The organism is Roseibium sediminis (assembly GCF_008711325.1).
Classification (GTDB): Bacteria; Pseudomonadota; Alphaproteobacteria; order Rhizobiales; family Stappiaceae; genus Roseibium; species Roseibium sediminis.
Window position 1 is genome coordinate 161,225 of sequence record NZ_VXDB01000002.1, and the last position, 23,711, is coordinate 184,935.

The 23,711-nt window shown below is 58.4% G+C and carries 21 protein-coding genes; 8 read left to right on the forward strand and 13 right to left on the reverse strand.

Annotated elements, in window-relative coordinates; translation table 11 throughout:
• Positions 1-6: 6 nt before the first annotated feature.
• From F0155_RS02660 to F0155_RS02700, 9 genes are all read right to left on the reverse strand, one after another.
• The gene (locus F0155_RS02660; RefSeq protein ID WP_150522924.1) at positions 7-699 is read right to left on the reverse strand and encodes a helix-turn-helix transcriptional regulator; all 693 of its coding nucleotides are present in this window, start codon (positions 697-699) and stop codon (positions 7-9) included.
• 18 nt (positions 700-717) lie between these two features.
• Positions 718-1,101 (reverse strand): VOC family protein, encoded by a 384-nt coding sequence (locus tag F0155_RS02665; RefSeq protein WP_150522925.1) that lies wholly within the window; start codon positions 1,099-1,101, stop codon positions 718-720.
• 100 nt (positions 1,102-1,201) lie between these two features.
• Positions 1,202-2,083 carry a dimethyl sulfoxide reductase anchor subunit family protein gene (locus tag F0155_RS02670; protein WP_150522926.1) on the reverse strand — a complete coding sequence of 294 codons (882 nt, stop codon included), beginning with the start codon at positions 2,081-2,083 and terminating at the stop codon, positions 1,202-1,204.
• Positions 2,083-2,832, reverse strand: a complete 750-nt coding sequence (locus F0155_RS02675) for a 4Fe-4S dicluster domain-containing protein (protein ID WP_150522927.1) — start codon at positions 2,830-2,832, stop codon at positions 2,083-2,085. The genes F0155_RS02670 and F0155_RS02675 overlap by 1 nt, the downstream gene beginning before the upstream one ends.
• Complete coding sequence (locus F0155_RS02680) at positions 2,829-5,666, reverse strand: molybdopterin oxidoreductase family protein (protein WP_150522928.1); 2,838 nt, start codon at positions 5,664-5,666, stop codon at positions 2,829-2,831. Before F0155_RS02680 ends, F0155_RS02675 begins: the two co-directional genes overlap by 4 nt.
• Positions 5,666-6,805: an acetate/propionate family kinase gene (locus F0155_RS02685; RefSeq protein ID WP_192913738.1), complete on the reverse strand. Its 1,140-nt coding sequence runs from the start codon at positions 6,803-6,805 to the stop codon at positions 5,666-5,668. Before F0155_RS02685 ends, F0155_RS02680 begins: the two co-directional genes overlap by 1 nt.
• Positions 6,806-6,826: 21 nt before the next feature.
• Positions 6,827-8,605, reverse strand: coding sequence for a sulfoacetaldehyde acetyltransferase (gene xsc / locus F0155_RS02690; protein WP_150522930.1), 1,779 nt, complete (start codon positions 8,603-8,605; stop codon positions 6,827-6,829).
• Positions 8,606-8,958: 353 nt separating this feature from the next.
• Positions 8,959-10,428, reverse strand: a complete 1,470-nt coding sequence (gene pdxR / locus F0155_RS02695) for a MocR-like pyridoxine biosynthesis transcription factor PdxR (RefSeq protein WP_150522931.1) — start codon at positions 10,426-10,428, stop codon at positions 8,959-8,961.
• 176 nt (positions 10,429-10,604) lie between these two features.
• Positions 10,605-11,984, reverse strand: a complete 1,380-nt coding sequence (locus tag F0155_RS02700; protein WP_150522932.1) for an aminotransferase family protein — start codon at positions 11,982-11,984, stop codon at positions 10,605-10,607.
• 318 nt (positions 11,985-12,302) lie between these two features.
• On the opposite strand from F0155_RS02700, the gene F0155_RS02705 reads away from it, so the two are divergent.
• From F0155_RS02705 to F0155_RS02715, 3 genes are all read left to right on the forward strand, one after another.
• A complete protein-coding gene (locus F0155_RS02705) occupies positions 12,303-13,304 on the forward strand; it encodes a taurine ABC transporter substrate-binding protein (RefSeq protein ID WP_150522933.1) in 1,002 nt (333 codons plus the stop codon).
• 78 nt (positions 13,305-13,382) lie between these two features.
• The gene (locus tag F0155_RS02710) at positions 13,383-14,189 is read left to right on the forward strand and encodes a taurine ABC transporter ATP-binding protein (protein ID WP_150522934.1); all 807 of its coding nucleotides are present in this window, start codon (positions 13,383-13,385) and stop codon (positions 14,187-14,189) included.
• On the forward strand, positions 14,186-15,448 hold the full coding sequence (locus F0155_RS02715) for an ABC transporter permease subunit (protein WP_150522935.1): 1,263 nt from the start codon (positions 14,186-14,188) through the stop codon (positions 15,446-15,448). Before F0155_RS02710 ends, F0155_RS02715 begins: the two co-directional genes overlap by 4 nt.
• A gap of 95 nt (positions 15,449-15,543) precedes the next feature.
• Here the strand turns inward: F0155_RS02715 and F0155_RS02720 are convergent, their stop codons facing one another.
• Positions 15,544-17,160, reverse strand: a complete 1,617-nt coding sequence (locus F0155_RS02720) for a GMC family oxidoreductase (protein WP_150522936.1) — start codon at positions 17,158-17,160, stop codon at positions 15,544-15,546.
• Positions 17,161-17,285: 125 nt separating this feature from the next.
• Between F0155_RS02720 and F0155_RS02725 the strand changes: the two genes are divergently transcribed.
• The 4 genes from F0155_RS02725 (at position 17,286) to F0155_RS02740 (ending at position 21,459) form a co-directional block, all read left to right on the forward strand.
• Positions 17,286-18,518: a TRAP transporter substrate-binding protein gene (locus F0155_RS02725; protein WP_150522937.1), complete on the forward strand. Its 1,233-nt coding sequence runs from the start codon at positions 17,286-17,288 to the stop codon at positions 18,516-18,518.
• Between the two features lie 92 nt (positions 18,519-18,610).
• Complete coding sequence (locus F0155_RS02730) at positions 18,611-19,279, forward strand: TRAP transporter small permease (RefSeq protein WP_150522938.1); 669 nt, start codon at positions 18,611-18,613, stop codon at positions 19,277-19,279.
• 13 nt (positions 19,280-19,292) lie between these two features.
• On the forward strand, positions 19,293-20,654 hold the full coding sequence (locus tag F0155_RS02735; protein ID WP_150522939.1) for a TRAP transporter large permease: 1,362 nt from the start codon (positions 19,293-19,295) through the stop codon (positions 20,652-20,654).
• 31 nt (positions 20,655-20,685) lie between these two features.
• On the forward strand, positions 20,686-21,459 hold the full coding sequence (locus F0155_RS02740) for an IclR family transcriptional regulator (RefSeq protein WP_150522940.1): 774 nt from the start codon (positions 20,686-20,688) through the stop codon (positions 21,457-21,459).
• A gap of 8 nt (positions 21,460-21,467) precedes the next feature.
• Here F0155_RS02740 and F0155_RS02745 read toward each other — a convergent pair whose 3' ends face one another.
• The 3 genes from F0155_RS02745 to F0155_RS02755 are packed head-to-tail and all read right to left on the reverse strand — an operon-like array spanning position 21,468 to position 23,028.
• Positions 21,468-21,872, reverse strand: a complete 405-nt coding sequence (locus F0155_RS02745) for a hypothetical protein (RefSeq protein WP_150522941.1) — start codon at positions 21,870-21,872, stop codon at positions 21,468-21,470.
• Positions 21,869-22,138: a hypothetical protein gene (locus F0155_RS02750; RefSeq protein ID WP_150522942.1), complete on the reverse strand. Its 270-nt coding sequence runs from the start codon at positions 22,136-22,138 to the stop codon at positions 21,869-21,871. Before F0155_RS02750 ends, F0155_RS02745 begins: the two co-directional genes overlap by 4 nt.
• Entirely contained in the window at positions 22,135-23,028 is an 894-nt protein-coding gene (locus F0155_RS02755) for a glycoside hydrolase family protein (protein WP_150522943.1), read from the reverse strand. The genes F0155_RS02750 and F0155_RS02755 overlap by 4 nt, the downstream gene beginning before the upstream one ends.
• A 164-nt stretch (positions 23,029-23,192) precedes the next feature.
• On the opposite strand from F0155_RS02755, the gene F0155_RS02760 reads away from it, so the two are divergent.
• A complete protein-coding gene (locus F0155_RS02760; protein WP_150522944.1) occupies positions 23,193-23,705 on the forward strand; it encodes a hypothetical protein in 513 nt (170 codons plus the stop codon).
• The last annotated feature ends 6 nt before the right edge of the window (positions 23,706-23,711 follow it).

Genomic DNA, 23,711 nt, shown 5'->3' on the forward strand with positions numbered 1-23,711 from the left:
GGTGCGCTACAAGCCGCAATTCTCGTCTTCCATTCGTCGATAGAAGTCTTTCAGCGTCTTTCCTGGCTCGTGCTGAAAGGTCTCGCCCGTGTCCAGCACCGCACCAACCCGGTCCAGTCGGAACATCCGAAAATCATCGCGCAATTCGCACCAGGCAACCAGTGTCCAGACCTTGCCCCAGAACCAAAGGCCAAGAGGACGGAGGATGCGTTTGGTGTCTGCGCCAGCCGCGTCCCTGTAGGTGACTGATAGCCGCCTGCGTTCGTTGGAGGCCGTTTCCAGAAGATCAATGAGTTCCCTGACTTCCGGCGTCATTTCGAAGGCAAGCGCGTGGATTTCAACCCCGTCGGTGCGCAGCCTGAGGTTTCGCGGTAGAACTGCGTCGATCTTCACCAGCGCTTCTTCCGCCGCGCGGGCCATTCCTGCCCCGCCCCAGGCGCGGATCAACCGCGCTCCTGCCACCAGAGCCACGATCTCGTCACGGGTGAACATCAAGGGTGGCAGGTCATAGCCGTCACGAAGGATATAACCGACCCCGGCAGCGCCATCGATCGGGACGCCGGTTGCCTGCAGATCGGCTATATCGCGATAGATGGTCCGTTCAGAGACTTCCAGCCGATCAGCCAGTTGTCTTGCCCGCACAAGCCGCCCGCCCCTCAGGTATTGAACAATCTGGAACAGGCGGTCTGCGCGTCTCATGAAACTGGCCTTGGGGCTTTACTTCGGATTGGCCTGAAACATTCCGACGGAATTGCCATCAGGATCAAGGCCATAAACAAACCGTCCAGAGGGAATGGCAATCGTCTCGGACACGATTTCTCCACCAGCTGCCGCAAACCGTTCAACTGTGGCTTCAAGAGTATCAGGGCATGCAAGGTGGATGGTCGGGCCAGTTCCGCGCGCAGGCGGTTTGCCCGGATAGAGGTGCCCGGCGACGCCGTCTTCCCCTGCGGAAGGGAACATTGCAATCGGGTTTGGCCCCATGTCTTCCACCTTGTTCAACTCTGTCTTGAAGACGGCGTTGAAGAAGCGGATCGACGTTTCCAGATCGGATACCGGGAGTTCGAACCAGACTGCAAAATTTGCGGGTTTGAAAGTCATTTGAAATGTCCTCGTTTGTTTGTTCAACGAGGAGAGACCTAGCACCCCCCTCCTGACAGCATTCTGTCAGGAGCCTGTCAGGATCAGCAATTTTCCTGAGTTATCTGTCATGCTTGCCATAATAGAGGCCGACAACATGCTCGGCCTCTGCAAAGAACAGCCATCTGGACGCGAAGGTTCCAAGGACAAAAAAGCCGGCTGCAAACACGGTTCCAGCCAGACTTCCGGGCCACGTGGCGACGATTGCAATTGGCAGCAGGATCATGGAGACAAAGGCGATGACCCGCAGTTTTTGCGCATGCTTGCGTCCGACGACATGGACCATCTCCTTCAGGAGATAATTCGTGCCGGTGTGGGGCGGTTCAAACAGGCGTACCTTGCCAAGCTTTCCCAAACCGGTGGCACTTCCGATGTTGCTGCCTTGCTGGGCAAAGCGCCGGTCGCCGAATATCCAGTGCAAGAGCTGCGCAACACTGGCGCAGACCAGCAACAGGAGCGCCGCGGCAGTCTGCTGGGCCAATATTGCACCTCCCGCGAGAGACAGGGTCAGCATGTAGACGGGGGTGAGCCAATGGTTCCAGCGGGGAACGGTCTTGAGCTGCGCATAGATCATCGCGGTTGAAAACACGGTGGCAACAGCAAGGGCTGCGCCCAGCCAACCAAGCGGGGCAATTGTGCTTTCCCGGAAGATGACGTTGATGGCATAAAGACCCATGACCGCCAGCGTGGCGGCAGAAAGCCAGGCCTCACGCGACAGCCAGCTGGTCTTCCACTGGCTGAAGGCCCGCAATGCGCGTTGCGGATTGCCGAGATGGAAGGTCGACGCGATCAACCCGGAAACGGCAAAGGTGAAGGCGATGGCAAAGGGCATGAAAGCCGCAACGCCCTGAACGTCCAGAACACCAATCCCGAGGAAGGCAAGCATTCCAAAGCCAAGACCGGAGAGAACGGTGAAGATGATAACCGAGGGAGCCGGATGCATCAGAGTGCCTCCAATGCCTTGTCGAGCCAGCCAAGGAACCCTTTCGGCTCCTCGGCGACCGGAGTGAGAGAGGATATGTCGACCGGTTGCGCTGTCAGCCTGTCCTTGGGCCTTGGCGGCAGATATTTGTTGGTGGGCGCTGTGCCCTGCTCGGGCATCAGGTCAAATCCGCCGCGTTCGGCCACCAGCTTCGACACGTCGCTGTCCGGGTCTCCAAGATCTCCGAAATGGCGTGCCCCGGCGGGACAGGTGCGCACACAGGCCGGCACCCGGTCCACCTCTTCAAGGTTCTCGTTGTAAATCCGGTCAACGCACAAGGTGCATTTCTTCATGACACCTGCGACCTGATCAAGCTCGCGGGTACCATAAGGGCAAGCCCAGGCGCACAACCCGCACCCGATACAGGCGCTTTCATCGACCAGAACGATCCCGTCCTCGGATCGTTTATAGCTTGCCCCCGTCGGGCAAACGGTCACGCAGGGTGCCGTGTCGCAATGCAGGCAGGACTTTGGAAAATGAACCGTCTGGCTGCACCCGCCGCCAGTTGGCGCGATCTCATAGGAATGTACCCTGTTCAGGAAGCTGCCAACGGGATCGGCTCCATAGGCATCTACGTCGCTGAGCGGCGCGCCGTAGTTTTCCGTGTTCCAGCCCTTGCAGGCGACGACACAGGCATGGCATCCGACACAGGTATCCAGATCGATGACCAGCCCGAGCTTGCGCTGCGTTGTTGCGGGAAGTTCGGTCATGCTTCCACCTTTTTCTGAACAATCGTCGGGCCTTCGCCGACGGGCGACACCTGGGATGATGTCGTCGGCTTGCTGTGTTTCCGCGGTCGGGATTTTTCGATCCGGACCCGCAAATCAAACCACGCGGCCTGTCCGGTGATCGGGTCTGAATTGGACCATCTCAGACCGTCTCCCTTGGGGGGAAGAAGTTCGTTGATGAGGTGATTGAGGAGAAAACCCTTGGTGGCCTCCGGTGCGCCCTTCTCAAGCGCCCATGCCCCTCGCCTCTTGCCGATGGCGTTCCAGGTCCAGACCGTGTTCTCGTTCAGTCCGGCCATGTGCGCAACCGGCACCCGGATTTCTCCATGCACCGAGGTGACCTTGGCCCAATCCCCGTCCTTGAACCCCTTCTCTTCCCAGATCTTGGTCGGAACATAGAGCGGATTCATGCCATGGATCTGGCGCAGCCACGCGTTCTGACTGCCCCAGGAATGGTACATGGCCATGGGTCGCTGGGTCAGCGCATGGACGGGATAGGCATCCTCGTCGATCTCGCGGTCCTCCAGCGCCGGATACCAGATCGGCAGCGGGTCCATGCAATCAATGATCCGCTGTCTGAGGTGATCCGGCGGCTGCCTGTCGCCATGCCCTTCCGCAGCCAGCTGCATGCGGCGCAAGGGTTCCACATAAAGCTGGAAGAGATAGGGCTGCGGCTTGTCGTAGAAGCCAAGCCCCACAGCCCACTCCTGATAGGCCGTGTTCCATGGCTTGTAGAACGCGGCTTCCTCCGGCACATGCTCGACAAAAAACCCGCCATTTTCGATATAGCGGTTCAGCTGGTCCGGATTGACCTCGCCTCTCCCGCTTTTCGAGCCATCGCCCCTGAACCCCGCCAGTGGGCCAATGCCCGGTCGGCGCTGGTGGTTGACGATATAATCCGCGTAATCGGCATAAATCGCCTCGCCCTTGTCATTGACGAAACCGGGAAGGCCCAACCTCACGCCAAGATCGACCAGCACCGACTGGAAGCCGCGCACATCGCGGTCCGGTTCGATGACCGGCCAGCGGATTGCATCAGCAGCTGCATCCGCCTCACAGATCGGGCGATCCAGCAAAGAGATGCAGTCGTGGCGCTCCAGATAGGTGGTATCGGGGAGGACCAGGTCCGCGAAGGCGACCATTTCGGACGAATAGGCATCCGAATAGATGATCTTCGGGATGACATAGTCGCCGTTCTCGTCCTTGTCTGTCAGCATGTCCATGACGCTGCTGGTGTTCATGGACGAGTTCCAGGACATGTTGGCCATGTAGAGGAACAGCGTGTCGATCTTGTAAGGATCACCGGCATGGGCGTTGGAGATCACCATGTGCATCAGCCCATGGGCCGAGAGCGGGTTCTCCCAGGTAAACGCCTTGTCGATCCGTGCCGGCGTGCCGTCTTCCTTCAGTGCAAGGTCCTGCGGGCCACGCACGAAGCCAAGATGCGGCCCGTCCAGCGGACATTTGGGCTGGGACTTGCAATGCGGCGTTGGATGCGCTTCGACCGGCTTCGGGTAAGGCGGCTTGAAGCGGAACCCGCCGGGAACTTCCACCGTCCCAAGCAGGATCTGCAACACATGCAGCGCTCGGCAGGTCTGAAACCCGTTGGAATGGGCGGAGATCCCGCGCATGGCGTGAAAACTGACCGGGCGACCCAGCATTTTTTCGTGACGCTCGCCGCGAAAGTCTGTCCACGGCTGGTCCAGTTCAAAGGCCTCGTCAAACGCCACACGGGCCACTTCCGCTGCCAATGCCCGAATGCGATCTGCCGAAATTCCGCACCTGTCAGACACTTTTTCAGGGGTATAGTCTTCGGACAGAAAATGCTCCGCCATATGCTGGAACACGGTGCGATGTGTCGCCCCGTCCATATCGACTGAGCCGGCAAGATCAGGATTGATGCCCGCCTTGTCGAAAGGCTCAAGCACACCGGTCTTGCGGTCAACAACCAGCGGCTTTCCGGTTCCATCGCGCAGCAGCAGCCCCTTCTCCGGCGAGCCGGGCGTCTCGTTCACCAGACAGGGTGCATTGGTGTAGCGGGAGAGATAGTTCAGATCGATCTTTCCGGCCTTCATGAGAAGGTGGATCATCGACAGGATCAGCAGACCGTCGGTTCCGGGCGTAATCCCGACCCATTCATCCGCAACTGCATTGTAGCCGGAGCGGATCGGGTTGACGCCGATGACCTTGCCGCCGTTCGCCTTGAGCTTCCCGATCCCCATCTTGATGGGGTTGGAGTCGTGATCCTCGGCAACGCCGAATATGACGAAGAGTTTCGTGCGGTCCCAGTCCGTCTGACCGAACTCCCAGAAGGCGCCGCCCATCGTGTAGATGCCGGCGGTTGCCATGTTGACGGAGCAAAAGCCGCCATGGGCGGCATAGTTTGGCGTTCCGAAGTTCTGCGCCCAATAGCTGGTGAAGCTCTGTGACTGGTCGCGCCCGGTAAAGAAGGCCAGTTTTTCCGGAGCATTATCGCGCAAGGGCCCAAGCCATGAGGTGGCAATTTCAAGGGCCTCGTCCCACGAGATTTCCTTGAATTGTCCCGATCCCCGCGGCCCCGTCCGCAAGAGAGGCGCCTTCAATTTCGAAGGGGCGTTGACCTGCATGATACCGGCGGAGCCCTTGGCACACAGGACGCCCTTGTTGACCGGGTGATCGCGATTGCCCTCGATATAGGCAACCCGCTTTTTCCCATCCGGGCCGTCTTTCATGTGGACGTTGATCCCGCATCGACAGGCGCACATGTAGCAGGTCGTTTTCCGAACCTCGTCGGAAACCTTTGGCGAGGTGTCGAGGGTCGGGTTCGGACTGGCCATCAATGGACCTCCATGAGTGACAGGGCGTTGCGGGCGATCATCGCCTCTTCCTCTGCAGGCACGATCCAGACCTGAACCTTCGACTGCTCTGTGTGGAGACGGGTGGAATTTGCGGAATTGGCATCAGCATCAAAATCGACGCCGAGCCAGGAAAGATCGGATACGATGCGTTCCCGGGTTCCGGCATCGTTTTCGCCAATGCCGCCGGTGAAGGCGATCGCATCCGCGCCGCCCATGGCCGCGATCATCGATCCGGCGTGGCGGACGGCCCAGTAACAGAAGTGATCGACAGCGAACCGGGCCTCCGGCGTATCCGCCGCTTTCAACTCCCGCATGTCGGACATGCCGCCCAGCGCAAGAAGGCCGCTTTTGCGGTTCAACAACTCGGAGGTTTGCGCAGCGCCGTGATCTTCGACTAGCTTCAGGACGGCGTTGGCATCAATGGAACCGCACCTGGTGCCCATGGTCAGGCCTTCAAGCGGTGAATAACCCATTGTCGTTGCAACAGACTGACCGTCCCGTATGGCGCAGATGCTGGCACCATTTCCAAGATGAAAGGCCAGAAGGCGTTTTGGCAGCGGTTCGCCGGACAGGACCGGCAGCAGATGCACGAGGCTTTGATAAGAAATGCCATGAAAGCCGTAGCGCCGCAGCCCTGTTTGGGTCAGCTGCGGCGGGATCGCATAAGTCGTGGCAACGTCCGGGTTTGTCGCATGAAATGCGGTATCGAAGCTGACATATTGGGGCAGCTTCGGCGCCAACTTGGCAACCGCCCGGATACCGGAAAGATTGTGGGGGTTATGAAGCGGCGCAAAGGGTGAGCACCGCTCGATCTCCATGAGGAGTTCTGTGGTCACAAGGTGGGGGGCGCTCAAGCTTTGCCCGCCATGAACGACGCGGTGGGCGGCAGCGGCCAGATCGGACAGCTTGACCCCGTCGCCTTCAAGAGCGCTCAGGATCGCTGCCAGCGCGTCCTCATGGTTTGCAAGTGCAATGTCCTGCTTCCGGGGCCCGATCGTCAGCCGGGACGCACCGCCGATCTCGACGGCACTTCCAGAGACTTTCTTTGCCATATCCGCCCCGAAGAGAGCGAATTTGACTGAGGACGAACCGGAATTCAGAACCAGAACATTGCGCATCACAAGATCCAGCCTGTCACATCAGGCTGGGGTCTGGGGTCGCATATCCGACTTGGAAATGCCTGCAACCACCACCGGCTTCTTCATGGCATCACGCCGGAAGGGTTCGCCGAGCTCCTGATTGATCAGTGCTTCGATCAAGGTGGTCTTGCCTTCCTTCATCTGGCGCTCGATGGCCTTGTCCAGCTCCGAGGTCAGCTCATCCATCGTCCGTGCCTGCACGCCTTCCAGGCCACAAGCCTTGGCAATCCCGGCGTAGCTGACATTGTCGTCAAGTTCCGTGCCGACGAAATTGTCGTCATACCACAGGGTCGAATTTCGCTTTTCCGCGCCCCACTGGTAGTTCCGGAAGACGACCATGGTGATCGCAGGCCATTCGCTGCGGCCAATGGCGGTGAGTTCCGTCACCGCAATGCCAAAGGCACCATCGCCCGCAAAGCCGACAACCGGCGTATCGGGACAACCGATCTTTGCGCCCACGATGGATGGCAGGCCATATCCGCAAGGACCGAAGAGGCCCGGTGCCAGATATTTCCGGCCTTCTTCAAAGCTCGGATAGGCGTTGCCGATGGCGCAGTTGTTGCCGATATCGGAGCTGATGATGGCTTCACGCGGTAGAGCGGACTGAATGGCGCGCCATGCCTTGCGCGGGCTCAGCCAGTCAGGCTTTGCAGACCGAGCACGCTCATTCCAGGAGGTGCCAGGATCATCATCCTCATGGTCCATCGAGGACAGCTGCTGGGCCCATGCGGATTTTGTCTGCGCGATCATCGCCTTGCGGTCGGCACGACCTTCATCGCCTGCTGACGGGCTCAGCTTGGCAAGGATGCTGTCTGCCACCTTCTTTGCATCGCCGACAATACCAACGGAGATTGTCTTGGTCAGGCCGATGCGGTTCGGGTTGATGTCCACCTGAATGATGCTGGCATCCTTCGGCCAGTAGTCGATTCCGTATCCCGGCAGCGTCGAAAAGGGATTAAGGCGCGTGCCGAGCGCGAGAACCACGTCGGCCTTGGAGATCAGCTCCATACCGGCTTTCGATCCGTTGTAACCAAGCGGACCAGCAAAAAGCGGGTGTGAGCCGGGAAATGCATCATTGTGCTGGTAGCCGCAGCAGACAGGTGCATCCAGACGCTCAGCCAATGCCATGGAAGACGGGATCGCACCGGCAAGCACCACCCCTGCCCCGTTCAGGATGACCGGGAACTTTGCCTTGCTGAGAAGGTCTGCGGCTTCGGCAATCGCCGTTTCGCCGCCGCTTGGGCGCTCGAACTCGACAACTGCGGGCAGGTTGATGTCGATAACCTGTGTCCAGAAATCACGCGGCACGTTGATCTGCGCCGGAGCGCTGCAGCGGTGGGCCTGCTGGATCACGCGGCTCAGAACCTCCGCGATACGGGTCGGGTCGCGGACTTCTTCCTGATAGGCCACCATGTCCTTGAAGAGAGCCATCTGCTCAACTTCCTGAAAACCGCCTTGGCCGATGGTCTTGTTGGCCGCCTGCGGTGTTACCAGCAGAAGCGGTGTGTGGTTCCAATAGGCCGTTTTTACGGCTGTCACGAAGTTGGTGATCCCCGGACCATTTTGGGCAATCATCATGCTCATCTTGCCGGTGGCGCGGGTGTAGCCGTCTGCCATCATCCCGCCGGAGCATTCATGCGCGCAGTCCCAAAAAGTAATGCCTGCCTTGGGAAACAGGTCGGAAATGGGCATGAACGCCGAACCGATGATCCCGAACGCATGTTCGATCCCGTGCGACTGGAGCACCTTTACGAAGGCTTCCTCGGTCGTCATCTTCATGTCACTTACTCCCGTGAGTTCAAACAGGCGAAACCTGCATCAGCAATATTGGCAGTAGTTTTAACCTCCTTCCCCTACGTTGTATTAGGTCCAGTTTTTCTTGTAATGTAGATCCAGTTTTCAATTTCAGTCCCAAACTGGATCTAGACCCTCATCATCAGACACACCTTGCAACCATGGATTTTTCCGACCGGATGTATTTATTTTGATATTTGCGGTCTCATTTTTGGATAATTAATCCATTTTTCGACCCGAAGGGGCCGCCCATACACTTTTTTGATGGCAGCCGCTTAGAAGCTGATTTCGGTTTTCTGGCATCCAGATTTGCGGTCCAAACCGGATCTACAGCGCGCTCACCGCATCGCTTCGCCAATCCGTTTGGCGATCAAGGCCATTCCTTCGGGAATATTGGCTGAGGGGATCGAGGAATAGGCAAGGCGATAATAGCCCGGCACTTCACTGTTTCGGGCAAAGAAGGCACGCCCCGGCTCGATCAGGACGCCGTCATTGCGCAGATTGAGCGCAAGCTCGGAGCTGTCGATATCCTCTGGTGTGCGCATCCAGAAGGACGAGCCGCCAAAGGTGCCCTGCCCCGGCATCAAGAGCCGGTTTTCCGCCATGCACTGTTCCATGAGAGACCGACGCTTCTGGTAGATCCTGCCCATGCGGGCGATCTGCGCGTCGTAGTGTCCGAGAGAGAGAAAGTAGGCTGCCGTGCGCTGGATCAGGCCGGGAGGATGGCGCAGCACCAATGACCGCAAGGCCCTTGCCTCGCGCACAAAAGGTTCGGGAGCCACCAGATATCCGAGCCGCAGACCGGGAAAGAGGGACTTGGAAAAGGAGCCCGTGTAGATCACCGAGCCACTGCGATCGAGAGACTTGAGCGCGGGGGATGGCGACTTGAGGAAGGAAATCTCGAACTCGTAATCATCTTCGACAATCACGAAGCCGTTGCGGGCGGCGAGTTTCAACAGCGCATGACGACGAGACACCGGCATCGTCGCATTGCTGGGGCAATGGTGGCTTGGAGTGGTGAAGACAACGTCGATCTGCTCTGGAAGTTTTTCCGGCGGCAGTCCTGCCGCATCCACATCAACCGAGACTGTATTGCATCTTGTCTGGTTGAGGATCTGCCGCAACCCCGGAAAGCACGGGTTCTCGATCACGGCGACCCGGCGCTGGGTCAACAGCAGTTGCGCGGTGATCCAGAGCGCGTTTTGAGCGCCCATCGTGATGAGGATTTCCTCAGGCTTTGCAGCAATTCCACGCCTTGGCAGGATCTGGCGAACGATGAACTCCACAAGCATGGGATCGTCCCGCTCGTAGTAGTCCGTTGCCAGAATATCAAAGTCCTTCCGCCCGACCGCCTGCAACGCGCATGTCCGCCAATTGCTGTGGTCAAACAGGCTGGGGTCAGACTGCCCGTAAATGAAGGGATATTTGTAATCGCGCCAATTGGAGGGACGCACGAGCGGCACTTCATCGGAAAAGCGCTGGCTGATCACGCGGGACCAATCAATCTGATTGGCTTCCCCTTGCGCGGGCAGCTCGAACTTCGGACGGCTCGGCGCAGTGTTCGCAACGAAATAGCCAGAGCGTCCGCGGGAAACCAGATACTCGTTTGATACCAGTTCCGTATAGGCAATTGTTACGGTGATGCGCGCAACGCCAAGATGATCGGCCAGCTTACGGCTCGACGGCATCTTTTCTCCGGGCAGGCATCTGCCCGAGAGGATCGCTTCGACAATCAGCCGCTGTATCTGGTGCTGAAGCGTCGTTTCGCTATCGGGCTGAAGGAAAAAGGTCTCTGCCGGGATCGCCATAACTGGCCTTATTTCAAGAACCTACTGGCACCATTAAACAGAAACACTCTGCCCCTGACAACTCTTACAATGCGATTCAGGCAACGACGCCAAGTCACTCTACGGCAATAATAAAAAAGTGTGGCGGCACAGGGCCGCCACAGTTCTTCGGCTAAAGGGAGTAATCGATGCGAGTGTCAGCCGAAAACTCTTGTCAGCGCGACATCGATAGCGCTGGTGATCTGATCGATGTCATCCGGCGTCGCAATCAGGGCCGGTGACAGGCAGAGTGTGTTGTTGAGGCCCGGAAGAGCGCGGTTCGTGGCACCGATGATGACGTTTTGTGCCATGCACTCGCCAACCACCGCCTGAACCAGCTTCTCAGCCGCCGGTTCCTTTGTCGCCCGGTCTGCCACCAACTCGAGCCCGCAGAAGAGACCAAGACCGCGGACATCACCGACGGCGCGATGCTTTTCCTGCAGAGCATGGAGATTGCCCATCAGGCGGGCGCCCATGGCCGTGGTGTTGTCGAGAAGATTTTCGTCCTCGATGATCCGCATGTTTTCCAGTGCTGCTGCCGGCCCGGCGGTGCATCCGCCATAGGTGGAAATATCGCGGAAGTGGCTCATGTGATCGGACGGATCGTCCTTGAACATGTCGAAGACCTTTTCGGTCGTCACAAGGCAGGCAACGGCGGCATAGCCCGAGGCAACGCCCTTCGCCATGGTCACGAAGTCCGGCTTGATGCCGTAATGCTGATAACCGAACCACTTGCCGGTTCGCCCGACGCCGCACACCACTTCATCGAGATGGATCAGGATTTCATACTTTTCGCAGATTTCCTGAACCCGCTCCCAGTATCCCTTTGGCGGCGTGATCACCCCGCCACCGGCGGTTACCGGTTCAAGGCAGATGGCGCCCACCGTGTCTGGCCCCTCCCGCAGAATGACTTCCTCAATCGCGTTTGCGGCGCGTTCGCCATAGGCTTCCGTGTCCCATTGGGCCCGGTATTCGCAGCAATGCGGGACTTCCACAAACCCCGGTGTATAGGGACCATACTGGGCATTGCGCTCCGGCTGCCCACCGGCAGAAATCGCGCTGATAGAGGACCCATGATAATCCCGCTCACGGAACAGGATCTTGTGCTTCTTGCCACCATGACGCTTGTGAGCGATCTGGCGGACCATCTTGAAAGCCTTTTCGTTGGCTTCCGTGCCGGAGTTGATCAGGTATACACGGCTCATGCCCGGCATCTTCGAGATCAGCCGCTCGGAAAAACGGGCACCGGGGATGGAACCTGCGGAATTGGCGAAATAGTTCAGCTTGATCAACTGGTCGCGCACCGCGTTGGCAATGCTCTCGCGTCCATAGCCGACATTGACGGTCCAGACCCCGCCGGAGACGCCATCCAGATGCTCCCGCCCGGTCGCATCCCACAAACGCATGCCCTTTCCTTCGACCATGATTTTCGGGTCGTTGGTCTCAAGCGACTTGTGCTGCAGCAGATGGTGCCAGACATGGGCGCGGTCAGCTTCAATGACGTCGCTCAGATCGTTCGGCGAAGACGCAATATTCATGACATTTTCCTTTCGTGCCACATCAACACGTACAAATGCTGGGTACTCAACAAGCCTGCCGGTCCGAGTAACGGAAAGAAGCGCCGCTCCCTATTCAGTTCCTCGCCATGCTCATGTTCAAATCAAACTGCACGCGTTTTGGGCAACATATAGGGCCAGTTCTGAACTTACCTTAGGTCCAGACCACTGTTTCTATTGTCAGAAGGCTCAACACCCGCGACCATTTTTACCTACGCAGGAAAGCCGTGGTCACAATCACGGTTTCAAGACGGCAAAAGCTGCGGACCTGCGAAAGTCTAGGGAACAATGGGAAAATCTATGACCATCAAATCTAAGCTACTCGGCACGCTTGCAGCACTTTCGGTGATCAGCGGCGTACAGGTTTCGCATGCTGCAGACGAACTCACCGTTGCCTATTTCCTGGAATGGCCGATGCCGTTCCAGTACGCAAAGGTCAAAGGCACCTACGAAAAGGAACTCGGTGTTCCGATCAAGTGGGTTTCCTTCGACACCGGCACAGCAATGTCCGCTGCCATGGCATCCGGCGACGTCCAGATCGCGGTCAGCCAAGGCGTTCCGCCCTTCGTGGTCGCAGCCTCCGCAGGACAGGACCTCCTGTTGGTCGACGTTGCCGTCAGCTACTCGGAAAACGATAACTGCGTTGTCGCCGAAGCCCTGGAAATCGACAAGACCAATGCCAAGGAACTGGAAGGCAAGAAGGTCGGCGTGCCGATCGGCACCGCCGCACATTTCGGTTTCCTTGAGCAAATGAAGCATTTCAATGTCGACATCACCAGCATGGAAATCGTTGACATGGCCCCGGCTGACGGCGCTGCCGCCTTTGCGCAGGGCAATCTCGACATGGTCTGCGGCTGGGGCGGTGCGCTTCGCCGGATGAAGGAACATGGCAACGTGTTGCTGACGGGTGCGGAAAAGGAAGAGCTTGGTATTCTCGTTTTTGACGGCATCAGCGTTCCTTCTGATTTTGCCTCCAAGGATGGCGAACTCCTGACCAAATTCCTGAAGGTCACGGCTGACGCGAATGCCATGTGGCGTGCTGGCAACAACCGGGAGGAAATGCTGGACGTGATCGCCAAGGATGCCGGTATGGAGCTGGCAGACACGGCGTCGACCATCGACACCTTCACCTTCCCGACGCTTGAGGAAACCCTCAGCGCCAAGTGGATGGGCGGCAACGTCCAGAACTTCATGCTCGGCGTTGCCGACGTGTTCCAGGGAGCCGGTTCCATCCCCAAGGCTCTCGACACCTACACTGCCACCGTCGACGCCAGCTATCTGGCTGCTGCCGGTTCGCAATAAGCCGCAGTCCTGCAAGACGCGGGGTGGCCAGCGGCCACCCCCATGTTTCATGTCTCAAACTGCAGGAGAATGCAGGCTATGGGTGGCCTTCATATTGAAAATATTTCCATGCGTTTTGACCTGCCGAACGGGAGCCACGTTCAGGCCCTTCAGGACGTATCCATTGATCTTCGCAAGGGCGAGATCATGTCCATCCTCGGCCCGTCCGGCTGCGGTAAGACAACACTCTTGAACATTGTTGCAGGCTTTCTGGCCCCGACCAGCGGTCAGATCCGCATGAACGGTCATGTGGTGACCGGCCCGGCAGCAGAACGCGGCATGGTGTTTCAGAAAGGCGCCCTGTTCGAGTGGATGAATGTCCGCGAAAACGTGGATTTCGGCCCGCGCATGAAAGGCATGCCCAAGGCCGAGCGCGACGAGATTTCAAATCGCCTTCTGGAAACCGTCGGCCTCAGGGATTTCAAGGAAAAGGCCGTCTATGAACTTTCCGGCGGCATGCAACAGCGCGTGGCCCTCGCCCGCTGCCTTGCCAATGACCCGGACGTGATCCTGATGGATGAGCCGCTGGGTGCTCTTGACGCCCTGACCCGCGAGAAGATGCAAGGTCTCGTGCTGAAGCTCTGGAAGGAAACCGGCAAGACCGTGATCCTGATCACCCACTCCGTGGAAGAGGCCCTGCTTCTGGGCGAGCGGCTGCTGGTTATGGCCCCGCGCCCCGGTCGCATACACAAGGAATATCGCCTTCCCTTCGCCGAGCGCGGTGTCGACAATGACCTCAGGGAGGTCAAGAAGAGCGAAGGCTTTGCGGAGACCCGCGAGGAAATCCTCTCCATGATCTGGGAGATGGAAGAAGAGATCATGGGCAGATCGGAGACAGCAGCATGACCGGCCTTGTTGTCCTTTTCGTCTATGTCGCCCTGTTTCTGCTGGCCTATTTCGGCGTCAGATACATTGTCTCCCGCCGCCAGCAGGCGCAGGACTTCACAAGTCTGAAGACCGTTACCTTCGGCGATGAAAGTGCGATCCGGCCAGACCGCGCCGCATCGATCATTTCGATCATCGTGGTGTTTCTCATCTGGGGTGCATTCACCGGGTCCAAGTTGGTTCCGATCCACGTTCCCGGCCCGTTCATTGGCGAAACGCAGTTTACCTACACAGCGACTGATGGTTCCGGAAATACCGGGGACGCCACTGTTACCGTGATCGTTCATGATCCCGGTGAGGATGTCGAGGAACCGGTGCCTTTAGCTCGTGACGGCTTTGCGCAGGATGATGCGGCAACCGTCGGAGCCTGGCGGTCGGTACTGATCAAGGCAACGCGCAACGATGGGGACGACGCAAATGTCACCGCCATCGACGGCAAGCCGATTGCTCCGGGTCAAACCGTGGATGTCGCAGATGGTCAGGTGACCATGACCTCAAAAGGGTCCCTGAACTTTCAGCCCGACAAGGGACTCCAGATGGAACCCATCTGGATGCCGTCTCCGGAAGCTGTTGTGAAGCGCTTTGGTGAAATCGCTTCCGAGGGCTATCAGAACTTCACCTTGTGGGAACACCTCGGCTCCTCCCTTCTCAGGGTCATCGGCGGCTTTGTCCTTGGGTCTCTGGTTGGCATTCCGCTCGGCTATGCCATGGGGCTCTCCAGCTGGGTGCGCGGATGGTTCGACCCGATCGTGGAGTTCATGCGTCCCGTTCCACCGCTTGCCCTGATCCCGCTCGTCATCATCTGGTTTGGCATCTGGGAGACAGGCAAGATCGTGCTTCTGTTCCTTGCCGCCCTCTGGATCATGACAATCGCGGCAAGAGCCGGTGTCTCTGGCGTCAACATTACCAAGGTTCATGCCGCCTATTCGCTCGGGGCCAGCAAGGCGCAGATCCTGTGGCATGTGATTGTTCCAAACTCCCTGCCGGAGATCTTCACCGGTGCCCGTGTCGCCATGGGCGTGTGCTGGGGAACGGTGGTCGCTGCTGAACTGGTTGCCGCGCAAAAAGGTGCCGGCATGATGATCATCGCGGCCTCGAAGTTCCAGCTGACCGACATCGTGTTGATGGGAATCATTCTGATCGGCATCGTCGGCTACAGTATCGACATCCTTATGCGGATGGCAGAGCGCGTGCTGGTTCCGTGGAAGGGACGTTCCTGACAAGCCTGATTGGCGGAACAAAAAGAGAGGCGCACCAGACATCGGTGCGCCTTTCAAGTTTCAGGCCCGAATGTGAGGACCGGGCCTCGGGAATTTCAGTTTGGCCGGGCGGCGTCCTCAAGGATCATGTCGCTGGCCTTCTCGCCAATCATGATCGCCGGAGCGTTTGTATTGCCACTGACGATTTCCGGCATGATGGAACAATCGGCCACCCGTAGTCCCCGAATGCCGTGGATCCTCAAACGGGCATCGACCACAGAATTGGTTCCCTCGCCCATCCGGCAGGTGCCGGTCGGATGGTAGATTGACGTGGAATTGCTGCGCGCCCAGTCCAGTGTTCCCTCGTAATCATCCATCTCCAGCTCTTTGGTGGGACGGAACTCTTCGGAAATCTTGGATGTCAGCGGTGCGTGCCGCGCAATCTTGCGGGCGATCTTCACGCCCTCGACGATGGTTCGGCAATCAAGCTCTGTTGAAAGATAGTTTGGAGTGATCTTCGGATAAGTCCGGGGATCGGGCCCTTGCAGGGTGATCTCACCCCGGCTTTCAGGACGAAGCTGGCAGACCGACATGGTGAAGGCGGAAAACGGATGCACGCCCTCGCCGGGACTGTTGGCAGACCACGGCTGAACATGAAACTGGATATCGGGCGTCTCGACATGCGGTCCGGTTTTCATGAAGCCGACGGCCAGACTGGCCGCCATGGTCATCGGACCTGAGCGAAACAGAGCGTATTTCAGCGCGATCCGCGCCTGATTGTAGAGACTGCGCACCTCGTCATTCAGGGTTGGTTCGTTGCACTTGAACACCAGCCGCGCCTGCAGGTGGTCCTGCATGTTCCTGCCCACCGCCGGCATGTGGGCAACCACATCAATGCCGTTTTGCTTCAGCTGCTCCGCGTCGCCAAGACCGGACAACATCAGGATTTGCGGGGAGTTGATGGCTCCACCGGAGACGATGACTTCGCGGTCGCAGGCAATCGTCTGTTCGACACCCGACTTTCCCGAATACACCACCCCGGTTGCCCGTCCGGCTTCGATTGTTACCCGGTGGACGAGCGCATTTGTGATGATCGTCAGATTGGGGCGGCTGCGGGCGGGATTGAGAAAGGCGACAGCAGAACTGCAGCGTCTGCCGTTTCTCGTCGTCAGCTGGAAATAGCCGACCCCCTCCTGTGTTTCTCCATTGTAGTCCGGATTGAACGGATAGCCCGCGGCCTGCGCCGCCGCCACCCAGGCGTCACAGATCGGACGCTGCAGGCGCATGTTGGAGACGGACAGCTCCCCCTGATTACCGTGAAAGGCGTCTGCACCACGTTCCTGATTTTCGGAGCGCTTGAACAGCGGCAAGACATCATCCCAGCCCCAGCCTTCGTTGCCCATCTGCCGCCAGCGGTCATAGTCTTCCTTCTGACCACGCACATAGAGAAGGCCGTTCAGCGACGAGGAGCCTCCCAGCACCTTTCCGCGCGGCCAGTCGATTGCCCGACCATTCAGCCCCTTGTCCTTGTCTGTGCGGTAACACCAGTCGACGGACGGGTTATGCATGGTCTTGAAATATCCGACCGGCACATGGATCCAGGGATTCCAGTCCCGCGGCCCGGCTTCCAGCAAGACAACCGTGTTTTTTGGGTCCCGGCTCAGCCGATTTGCCAGCACGCAGCCCGCCGATCCACCTCCAACCACAATGTAATCAGCTCGTATTGCTTGCATTTTCGGAACACCGGCCCTGCGGAAAATATCGATGTCAAGTTTCCCTTGCGGCATTATTCATAATCGACTAAAAATGATACTACAAGTCTCAAAAATACTAATTTATGAACATGGGAGGAGAGTTCATGAAAGTATCTGACAAACTGCGAGGCATTTCGCGCCGTGACCTGTTCAAGGTTGCCGGGCAATACGGATTGTCGTCCACGCTGCTGGCTGCAGGTGCGCTTGGGGGCAGCGTAACGCTGAGCTCGTTGGCCAAGGCAGCTGAGTCCAGCTACCAGAAGCGCTATGCCAAGGAAGCCAAGCACACGCTGAAATTTGGTGCCGCCGGTTTCAACGCCCGCAATCTGCTGATCGAACGCGCAGGCTGCCTTGAATTTGCACGTGACCTTGAAGAGCGCACGGATGGGGAGATCCGGGTCGAATTCATTGGTGACAACCAGATCTGCGGCCAGCTGTCCTGTGTCGAGAAGACCCAAAACGGCATCGTGGACATTTATGCAGCGTCAACACAGAACTCGGCAGGCGGTGCGCCCTATCTCAACGTGCTGGACTACGCCTATGTGTTTCCCGGCCGCGCGTCCCAGTACCACTTCCTGTACAGCCCGGAATCCAACAAAATCCTGCGCGAGCCGCTGGAAAAGCGTCATGGCCTGAAGTTCCTGTTCAGCCACTGCGAGCTGCGCGGCATTCAGCTTGGCCAGTCTTTCGCCGACAGGCCGACCGTCACGAAGCTGGAAGAGCTGTTTGGAACCAAGAACCGCGTCACCGGCACACAGCTCGGGCGTATCGCCATGCAGCTGTTGAACCTCAATCCGGTTCCGGTCGCCTGGGAAGAAACCCTTGATGGCCTAAAGACTGGCCTGATTGACGGCGCAGAAACCTGGGCCTCTGCCGTTGCCTACGCCAATATGTCGCCGGTCGTCTCGCAGTCCGTTGACCTGCGCTTCTTCTGCGGCACGGAGCACACCTCCATGTCGGCGAAGGTGTTCGACAGCCTCGACGGCCATCTTCAGGACGCTGTCATGGAATCTGCCTATCTGGCGCAGGTTCACGTTCAGGCGGCAAACGAAGCGGCACTCGTCAAGACTGTCGGCTTCTCGAACCCGGTCATGCCGGGCACCCTGTTTGACGAGTTCAACGTTCGTCCGGCCTTCCTTGCTGACGACCAGATCAAGCTGGCAGAGGAAATGTGCTCGCCGGAGTTCAATCCGGAGCCGTGGGCGCAGTGGCGCGAGCGGATCAACAATTGGGCCGGTGGTCTCGACACCTACACCGAGCTGCACCGTGTTGCCCGCGAAGTGCCGGCAGACATGAAGCCGGAAAACGTCGAGCCGCGCCGCTGGTGGAAGGCCTAACCTCCCCGACTGCGGCGGCAAACCATGCGCTTGCCGCCGCATTTTTCAAAGAGACAAAAAACAATCATAGCCGGCTTTTGGGAGGGGCGGTCGTGAGCACATTTGCAAGTGAAGTCGCTGAAATTTTCAACGCAGTCCTGTCAAACGACTCGTGGATGATCAGCGAAGCGTTGAGAGCAGATGCAGCCTGGGTCATAGGGGGCATCGCCACATTGCTGGGCGGTGCCTTTTTCCTGCTGCTCTACAAGCATGTTCCGTGGATCGAGCGGAAGCTGGAATCATCTGTGATGGTGTCCACTTATCTCCTGATTGGCGCGATCATCTTTGTGGAAGTGTTCCGTCGGTTCATCCTGAACCAGCAGGCGCCGTGGTCCACCACCCTGCCACCTTTCCTGTTCCTTATCATGACCTGGGCCGGATGCGCCTATAACGTGAAGCTGAGAACTCATCTCGGGTTCTCGGAGTTTCGCTCGATCATGCCGCGCGCCTTGCAGTTCGCCTGCCTCACTCTGGATGCGCTTCTGTGGATCGGCTTTTCATGGGTGGTTGTTGTCACGTCAACACAGGTGACTGCCAACTCCGCGGCAAATTTCCAGATCCTGCTTGGGACCGACGATGTGCTGCAGTGGTGGTTCCTCGTCACGGTGCCGATCAGCTTTCTTCTCATCACGGCACGGGCCATGGAAAACTGGCTGGACGACCTGAAAAACTTCAGAACCGGCGCTCCGCTTATTGCCGCCGTTTCCATCGGTTCGGACTAGGGAGCGCGCGAACATGACTGACGGGACCTGGATTACCCTGATATCGATTGGCGTCACGATATTCTTCATGCTTGGAGTGCCGGTGTTTCTGGTTATCGGCTATTGGGTCATCGGCATGAGCTTCGTGCTTGGCCTTCCGCTGATCAACACGGGCGCTGCGCTGGCCGATGTCTTTACCGACGGTTTTGCGCTTCTGGCCATGCCGCTGTTCATTCTGACCGGAGACCTGATCAATCGCTCCGGCATCGCAAAGCGCTTGTCCGATTTCGCCTATGCCTGCCTTGGCTGGCTTCGCGGCGGGCTTGCCATGGCAGCGCTTGGTGCCTGCGGTCTCTTTGCCGCGATCTCCGGCTCGAACTCTGCAACAACCGCCACCATTGGCTCCATGCTGCATCCGGAAATGGTGAAGGGTGGGTACGATGAGCGCTTTTCGGCAGCAACGGCTGCAGCTGGCGGCACCGTCGGCATCATCATTCCGCCGTCGATCATCTTCATCGTCTACGGCTTCCTGATGAACCTGCCGATTTCCGAACTGTTTCTGGCAGGCATCATTCCCGGCGCGATGATGGTCGGTGCGATGATGCTGGTTGCCTTCATCTACTGCACGAAAATGGGCTGGGGTTACCTGATCAAGCTGGAGTTCGCGCGCATTCTCAAGACCGGCATCGGCGCCTGGCTCGGGTTCTTTGCCATCGGTCTTGTGCTTTGGGGCATCTACACGGGCAAATTTTCTCCGACGGAAGCTGCCGGTGTGACCGTGGGCTTTTGCATCATTGCCGGTTTCGTCAGTCTGCCGATCCACAAGATGATGGGCTCAAAGTCCGAGGACCGGGATTTCCGCGAACGTGGAATTGCAGAATATCTCGTGGTTCAGGGCTTTGGCCCGCGGGAAGTTCCGTCCATCACCATGCGCTCGGCCCAGATTGCTGGCATTTTGGCCCCGCTGATTGCCGTGTCCGTGGTCATGCAGCAGATCCTGTCGGTTCTTGGCGCGCAGCAGTTCATTGGAGACTTTGTACGAGGCATGGGCGGATATCATGCTGTCCTGTTCACATCGATGGCGATTGTCTTCGTTGCCGGGATGGTTTTGGAAAGCCTGCCCGTCACGATCATTCTTGCGCCGATTCTGGCGCCGATTGCCCATTCGGTCGGTGTCGAGCCGGTCCAGTTTGCCGTGATCTTTCTCGTTGGCGCGTCAATCGGCTTCATCACGCCTCCCTATGGCTTGAACCTTTATGTCGCCTCCGGTGTTACGGGAGTTCCCTACTTCCGCCTGCTTCGCTATACGGTGCCCTATCTCTTTGCCCTTCTGGCAGTGTGGATAATCGTCGCTCTGGTCCCAGTTCTCTCGACGATCCTCATTCCAACCGGCTAAGAAGCATAAGTTGTTTCAGGTTGGGGGAAGTATGACAGACGAAAATTCAGAAGGGTCCGTCCCCCCCAACCTTCGCCTTCTCCTTGTTCTGGAGGAGCTGGCAGAAGCCGGTGTTCCGGTGACCCCGACGGAGGTCAATCAGAAGCTCGGCCTTCCCAAGCCCACGATCCACCGCCTGTTCAGCACGCTGGAAAGCGAGGGCTTCATCCAGCGCGAGATTGATGGACGTGGATACTCGCCGGGCCAGCGCCTGCGGAAGATGTCTACCGGCATTCTTTCATCGCTCCGGATCAGGACAGCACGGGTTGCCATCCTGAACGAGCTTGCCGAACGCATTGGAGAGACCTGCAACATCGCTATCCCCGACCGCGACGCGATGGTTTATCTGGACCGCGTCGAGACAAAGTGGCCGCTTCGTATCCAGCTGCCGATTGGGTCCCGCGTTCCCTTCTATTGCACGGCCAGCGGCAAGATGTATTTGAGCACGCTCGACCGCAGGCACCTGAAAAACTATGCCGGGTCAGCCGTTCTTGACGCCCGGACCCCGAAAACGATTACCGACCCTGACGCCCTCATCGCCGAGGCCAAGGCCATCAGGGATCGCGGGTATGCGACCGACAACGGGGAATTCATGGACGAGATGATCGCGATTGCGGTTCCGATCTTCGATTCCAACAGGCGGCTCGTCTCCACCCTCTCGTTCCATGCCCCCGAGCAACGCTTGTCGCTGGAGGCGGCGGTTGAGCATGTCGACAAACTGACGGAAGCGGCTACCCGTCTTTCGAACCTTTTGACTGGCGAATAGCCGTTCCCTCAGGCCTTCCTGGCCGCGACATAGCCGCGGCTGATGGCACGGGCACCGTCCACGAGAAACAGGCTTGCGACAATCACGCCGCCCCACTCCCGCAGCACCGGGACTTCGGCAATCTGCCAACCGAAGCGGAAGATGCTGTCGAGACAAACAGCGGACCACCAGCCCCCGAGCGGCAGGACAAATACCAGCCGACCCAACCTTCCGGCACTCCAGAAATACCCGGTTTCAGCAATCAGCACCTTTCGGGCTTCCGCCCGCGCTTTGAGCTCGGAGCGGATTTCCTCTGCAGCAAGGTCGGCATCGACCCGATGACGTTGATTGGCCAGTTCCATGCGCCGTTCGGCAATGGACAAAAGCCGGTTCAGGAGCGTTGAAGACAGCCAGCGAAGAAGCATCTCCATCATTCCTCGCTCCCTTTCCGCCACCCGGCCGGTCCAACAGTCCAATGCCGCAGCAGGATATTGATAATGCCCAGCGCCAGTGCGACCCATCCAGCTTCCCTTGGCGGCAGAACATCCGGCCAGGGAAACTTGTCCAGATAGTCACTGATCTGGAGCGCGATCACAGAAAACCCGACGAGACTGTTGAACAGAAAGGTTTTCCAGCCGCTGCAGCAGCGTTCGATTTTCGCTGTTTTCGATTGGGTGGGCTTCGGCTCCGCATCGCTCATTGCATGGTCTCCGTACGAAAGCTGAGACTTGGCAGGAACCGGCCACGGTGCCGCCATGCCAGATTGAAAAGGATTGCAATCAGGGCGATTGCGAGGGTGGCGGCGAGCACATCTGCCAAGGGAAAACGGGCGAGCAAGCCGACGCCGCATGCCGAAACAGCACCGCCGGCAGTGCTGATCCAGCCCTTGCGGCTTGCCAGAGCCCGGGCGATCCGGGCGCGTGTTGCCGGGCCCGCGATCCCGTCAACAAGCAGGGGCGGATGGGCTTGCTGGAAAGCGCGGATCGCATCGATCAGCGAACCGCTTGAGGAGCCATTGACCGGGCCGGGATCAAAGCCAAGCGTCCTCAGGCTCTTCTGGAGGTCCAGAATGTCCTCATTGTCCGGCTCCGGCTTTTGGCGAGAAAGGCCGTAGTCGCCAAATTGCAGGAGGCGCGCTTCGGCAATACGACGACGCACGAGTCCAGCCAGTTTTCGCCCCCCCGCTGTCGTTCCGGTTCTGGCAAGAAGGTCCGCAGCCTTGCCGATCTTCCCCGCCTTCAGCGCCGTGGCCCACTTCCAACTGAGGGCCCTTGGGCCAAGATTGTAGACAATGGAAACACAGGCATCGAACAAGGGCTGGGCCAGTCCCGGCAATGCTCTTTCCACCGGCGGGGCATATTCCTCGTCCAGCAGTTTCATGAGCAGCGTATTTGCGTCTTCGCGAGACAAGGTGTCGCCCAACACAAGCCCGCTCCCGTCATGGCGCACCCGCCACCACTGGGCGAAAACCCGGCTTTTCATCGTGAAGCCGTAGCCGATGGTCAAAACTCCGGCGGGGTCGAGATAGGCCCGACTGACAAAACCCTCATGGCCGGCAATGAAGGCCAGCCCGCGTTCGCTTACACGCATGGACAGTCTCCTCAAGGATCTGGATTTTCAGGATTAGGGACGCAGCGCGATCGGCTGCGTGAGCCAGACGATGGCTCTTTACGTTCTCGTAACGTGGATCATGGTAAACCAATCCTTACGCAGGATGGCGCGAGCCTCCCGCGGGACGGACAAGGGGACATCGCATGAGCGCGAGATTTGGGGCCCCCTTGCGTTGCGGTTACCGCATTTTCTGGCAGCTTTTTGGTATTGGCGTATTTGTTGCCGGGCTCGGCATTGCAACTGAACTGAGGGCCCAGAACAATCAGGAAGTCACGTTTAGGACGCCCAGTTCCGAATGGGAACTCAGCTGGCTGGACGAGCTTTACCACGCCGAATTCACCGCTCAGACCGGCGAAGAGCTGGATTGGAAAATGCCCCCCTTCGAGACCGCGATCCGCGATCTCGACAGCAAGCCGGGGAATGCAGCGATCCTCGTCAGATGGACACATCCTGATTATTGCACGGCGTCCGCCTGCCAACTCGATGTCTGGTATTGGGATGCACCCGAGGCGATCGACCAGGGGGTCTACCGCAAGGTCCTCAAGGGTATTGCCCTTGCTTCCACCAAAATCGGCCCACAGAAACATCTTGGAATGCGTGACATTTGGGTTGGCGAAATCCGATACCGCTGGAACGGCGAAGCCTACGCAAAGTAGGACTTG